At 63.1% G+C, this 4,346-nt stretch carries 6 protein-coding genes and 1 pseudogene; 5 read left to right on the top strand and 2 right to left on the bottom strand.

The features are described from left to right. Positions 1-432 (top strand): alpha-hydroxy-acid oxidizing protein (locus ENZ75_RS22785; RefSeq protein WP_206617081.1); only part of this gene is annotated, 432 nt, incomplete at its 5' end. A gap of 27 nt (positions 433-459) precedes the next feature. Beyond that, positions 460-1,233, top strand: a complete 774-nt coding sequence (locus tag ENZ75_RS22790; RefSeq protein WP_063170129.1) for a metallophosphoesterase — start codon at positions 460-462, stop codon at positions 1,231-1,233. Positions 1,234-1,271: 38 nt separating this feature from the next. Here ENZ75_RS22790 and ENZ75_RS34670 read toward each other — a convergent pair whose 3' ends face one another. Next, the gene (locus tag ENZ75_RS34670) at positions 1,272-1,412 is read right to left on the bottom strand and encodes a hypothetical protein (RefSeq protein WP_023782442.1); all 141 of its coding nucleotides are present in this window, start codon (positions 1,410-1,412) and stop codon (positions 1,272-1,274) included. Positions 1,413-1,696: 284 nt separating this feature from the next. Further along, the gene (locus ENZ75_RS22800; RefSeq protein WP_063170470.1) at positions 1,697-2,395 is read right to left on the bottom strand and encodes a type 1 glutamine amidotransferase; all 699 of its coding nucleotides are present in this window, start codon (positions 2,393-2,395) and stop codon (positions 1,697-1,699) included. An 88-nt stretch (positions 2,396-2,483) separates the two neighbouring features. Here ENZ75_RS22800 and ENZ75_RS22805 point away from each other — a divergent pair, with 88 nt between their 5' ends. From ENZ75_RS22805 to ENZ75_RS22815, 3 genes and pseudogenes are all read left to right on the top strand, one after another. Continuing rightward, positions 2,484-3,131, top strand: coding sequence for a hypothetical protein (locus tag ENZ75_RS22805; RefSeq protein WP_063170128.1), 648 nt, complete (start codon positions 2,484-2,486; stop codon positions 3,129-3,131). Positions 3,132-3,162: 31 nt separating this feature from the next. Then, positions 3,163-3,897 (top strand): 16S rRNA (uracil(1498)-N(3))-methyltransferase, encoded by a 735-nt coding sequence (locus ENZ75_RS22810; RefSeq protein WP_013530342.1) that lies wholly within the window; start codon positions 3,163-3,165, stop codon positions 3,895-3,897. Between the two features lie 144 nt (positions 3,898-4,041). Next, positions 4,042-4,346, top strand: a pseudogene (locus ENZ75_RS22815) (glutamate--cysteine ligase); the annotation flags it as partial.

Consider the following 4,346-nt stretch of genomic DNA (forward strand, 5'->3'; position numbering starts at 1 on the left):
GCCTGGATCAAGGAGCGCTGGGGCGGCAAGCTGATCCTCAAGGGCATTCTCGACAAGGAGGACGCGCTGATGGCGGCCAAGACCGGCGCCGACGCGATCATCGTTTCCAACCATGGCGGGCGCCAGCTCGATGGTGCGTCGTCGTCGATCGGCGTGCTGGAAGAGATTGCCGACGCGGTCGGCGACACGATCGAAGTGCATATGGATGGCGGCATCCGCTCCGGCCAGGATGTCCTGAAGGCGCTTTGCCTCGGTGCCAAGGGAACCTATATCGGCCGGCCGTTTCTTTACGGCCTGGGGGCGCTTGGCAAGGAAGGGGTTACCAAGGCGTTGGAAATCATCCGCAAGGAGATGGACATCACGCTGGCGCTGTGCGGAAAGCGTCTTGTCACCGACATGGGCAAGGACCAGCTCCGGCGCCAGGTCCCGTGACCGCCTGACCACGGAGACACCGAAAAGTTGGCAGAATCCGGCATCCATTTTCTCGACGCGCATGGGCCGGACGGCATCCGTCTCTATGCGATCGGCGACGTCCACGGCCGGCTCGACCTGCTGGCCGCCATGCATCTGCGCATCAGGGCCGAGATCGAGCAGGAGGCGCCTGCCGACTGGCGCGTCATCCATCTTGGCGACTATGTCGACCGCGGGCCGGACTCGAAGGGCGTCATCGATTTCCTGATCGAAGCGCAAGAGCGAGACCCTCGTCACCTGATGCTGGCCGGCAACCACGACATCGGCTTTCTCGATTTTCTCAAGACCCCTGACCCGGAAGGGCTTTTCATCCGGTTCGGCGGCATCCAGACGGCACAGTCTTACGGCGTAACGATCAGTGAAGGCACAAGCGTGTGGTTCGGCAAGGCCGAATCGGCCGTGCGCAGAGGACATCAGGCACTGGTCGAGGCCGTGCCGCAAAGCCACATCGACTTCCTGCGATCGCTGCCGTTTTCCGTGACTTTCGGGGACTTCTTCTTCTGCCATGCCGGCATCAGGCCGGGCATTCCTCTGGAGAAGCAAAACCCGCAGGATCTGATCTGGATCCGCGACGTCTTCCACAACCACCCCGACCTCTATCCGAAGATCGTGGTGCACGGCCACACGCCGGTGCCGGAGGCGGAAGTGATGGCAAACCGCGTCAATGTCGACACGCTTGCCTGGCAATCAGGCATGCTGAGCGCGCTCGTCATCGACGGCGCGGACAAACGCATCCTGACAATGACGATTAAGGAAGCTTGAGCGCCGCGCGTCGGAGGACGCGAAAGACGCTTCCCGCTTTAGCGCAGCGAGGCGGTGACGCCGTAACCGTCGACGGCGTTGTGGTTGTTGGCTGCGTCGGCGGCATAGATGCCGAGACCGCACAGCACGATGGCGGACAACATGGCAAAGGACAGAAGCGCTGCTTTCACGGAGGTCATCTCTTGTTGAGCTTTCTGCATCTGTGCACCAGGCGGTTACCAATGCGTTGAAACGGAGAATTCGCTTCAAAGTTTCGACGATTTTGCGCTTCTAGGCATGTTCTGTATCAACGGTGTGTCGCGCGGGTCACACAAAAGGTTCATAGCCGTTGCACAGAAGATGCAGAGCGCGCGCCTTCTAGGATGGCGGGCGGACACAAGCCAAGAATGAAACCGTTTTCCCCAGGCGGTTTCACCGCCGCGTGCCAATTATGTCACGCTGGAGGGTACGGAGAGACCAACGCTCAGATGGTCGCTACCCAGGCCCGGGCAATGGCGAGGCCAGCGGCATCCGCATCGGGCCCGTTGCGGGCCATTTCGCCATCGAGCTTGCCGGCCCAGTCGGGATGGCGCGCAGCGATGGTCGGGGCAAAGGACGCGCTCCAGTCCTTGACCATCGGCCGGTCGGCCTCGAAATGAAACTGGAAACCGTACACGGCTCGGCCGACGCGAAACGCCTGGTTCTCGGCGACCTCGTTGCCGGCAAGCCGTACGGCGTTTTCGGGCAACACGAAGGTGTCGTCGTGCCATTGGAAGATCGGGAACTTTGCCGGTAGAGCGCCCAGAACCGGATCGGCCTTGGCGTCAGGCGTCAGCGACACGCCGTGCCAACCGAACTCATTGGCGCCGCCGATACGGTTCTCGCCACCAAAGGCACGAGCGACGAGCTGGCTGCCCAGGCAGATGCCGAGCACGGCGCGATCCTTGTCGGCAAAGTCGCGGGTCAGTTCGAGCAGTGCCGGGAAATAGGGATACTCATCGTCGGCCAGCGCATTCTGGCCCCCGCCGAGCACCACCATGGCATCATGCCCGGCCGCGTCATCCGGCAGGGGATCGCCCCTGTAAGGGAGACGCAGGTCGAGATCGGCGCCCGCTTCCGCAAGTGCTGCGCCGACCTGGCCGAGGCCGGTATTGTCGTAGTTCTGGACCACCAGCACCCGCATCGCAAAACCCTGCTGACATGAAAAAGCTGCGACGAGCGATATCATGCCGCTCGCATTGCAGCCAAGATGCGTGTCCGGAGAGAAAACTATGCCACTGCAGAACCGGGTCGATCCGTTCGGCGCCATCCATGCCGTGCCCGATCGCGGCATGTTCACCGGCAATCGCGGCATCATCCACGACCCCGAGACGAAGACGCTCAAGAAAAAGCGCTGGGCGCTTCAAGCCTGGATCATCTGCGTCTGCCAATTCCGAAATGTGCGGCGCGAACCGATGGGCCGCAACAGGAAGGGCGGTAAAGCGGGCTGGACCGAGCTGTTCTTCCTCGACGAGGTGACCGCACTGGCGGCCGGGCATCGCCCCTGCTTCTTTTGCCAGCGCGAACGGGCCAGGGATTTCGTCGGCCGCTTCGGCGAAGCCTTCGGCATCGCCGAACCGCGCGCGCCGATGGTCGACAAGCGGCTGCACAAGGAGCGGCTGGCGTCAGGCGGCAAGCCGCCGGTGATTGCGGTTGAAGACCTTGCCGGCCTGCCGGACGGCGTCGTGGTTGCGGATGGCGGCACTGTTTATGCCCTGCGTAGCGGCAAGGCACTGCGCTGGTCCTTTGCGGGATATGAGCACCCCAACGATTTCGACATGCTCAAAAGCAAGACACTCTCGCTACTGACGCCGGCCACGACGCTCTGCGTGCTGCGGCACGGCTTTCGGCCGGTGTGGCATCCGACCGCCGAGGCTTGACGCCGGCGGCCGGCTCGCTCATTCCTCGGCGATGCGCGCCAATTACAAAATGCAACGTCTGTTCGTGACCGACGATCTCGCGCCGGACATCGAATTCGAGGCCGGCCAACAGCAGAGCCACTATCTCCTGCATGTGCTGCGGCTTGGCGAAGGCGCCGAAATCCTGGTGTTCAATGGCCGCGACGGCGAGTGGTCGGCGGCCATATCGGCGAAGACGAAAAGGGCGGTGCGGCTGAAGGTGTCGGCGCTGCAGCGGCCGCAGCCGCCTCTGCCCGATCTCGTCTACTGCTTTGCGCCGCTGAAGCAGGGCCGGCTCGATTATCTCGTGCAGAAGGCGGTCGAGATGGGCGCCGGCATCCTGCAGCCGGTCATTACCCAGCACACGCAAGTGGCCAAGCCGTCGATCGATCGCCTGCGCGCCAATGTCGTCGAAGCCGCCGAGCAATGCGGCATCCTGGCGGTGCCTCAGGTGCGCGAAGCCGAAAAATTCGACCGCCTGTTGACCGGCTGGGACACAGAGCGACGGCTGATCTTCTGCGACGAGGATGCTTCGACCAACAATCCGCTGGCCGCGCTGCAGGCGGTCAAGGAAAAGAAGCTTGGGCTGCTGGTCGGGCCGGAGGGTGGCTTTTCCGACGACGAGCGCAAGATGCTGCGCGCCCTGCCCTTCGTCACCGCCATTCCGCTCGGCCCGCGTATCCTGCGCGCCGATACGGCGGCGGTGGCCGCATTCGCGGTGATGCAGGCAACGGTCGGAGACTGGTGAGACGTCATCCCTTGCAAGGGACGCAGAGTTCCAGCAACGTTCAATTCCTGTTGACCTGTGGCTCAGGATTTTTCGCTTGATCGTCTGCTGACATTTCGTCCATTTACCGCCGGCGGTCATCCGGCCGCCTCTGAGGGTACCATCATGGCGCGCGATACGACCGATTTCCGCCCGATCGAAGGTGTCGACGAACTCGTCGAGCACCTGGCCGAAGGCAACAAGCCGCGCGACAAATGGCGCATCGGCACCGAGCACGAGAAATTCCCCTTCTATGTCGACGGCAATGCACCGGTCCCCTATGGCGGCGAGCGCGGCATCCGCGCCATCCTCGAAGGCATGCAGGAAAAGCTCGGCTGGGACCCGATCGTCGATGACGGCCGCATCATCGGCCTGGTCGAACCGACCGGCCAGGGTGCGATTTCGCTGGAACCCGGCGGCCAGTTCGAGCT

The organism is Mesorhizobium sp. M7A.F.Ca.CA.002.04.1.1, from assembly GCF_004022805.1.
Classification (GTDB): Bacteria; Pseudomonadota; Alphaproteobacteria; order Rhizobiales; family Rhizobiaceae; genus Mesorhizobium; species Mesorhizobium ciceri.

Bases quoted from the DNA above. Each gene is read 5' to 3' on its own strand.
- ENZ75_RS34670 (WP_023782442.1), bottom strand. From the start codon at position 1,412: ATGACCTCCGTGAAAGCAGCGCTTCTGTCCTTTGCCATGTTGTCCGCC.
- ENZ75_RS22810 (WP_013530342.1), top strand. From the start codon at position 3,163: ATGCGCGCCAATTACAAAATGCAACGTCTGTTCGTGACCGACGATCTC.
- ENZ75_RS22800 (WP_063170470.1), bottom strand. From the start codon at position 2,395: ATGCGGGTGCTGGTGGTCCAGAACTACGACAATACCGGCCTCGGCCAG.
- ENZ75_RS22805 (WP_063170128.1), top strand. From the start codon at position 2,484: ATGCCACTGCAGAACCGGGTCGATCCGTTCGGCGCCATCCATGCCGTG.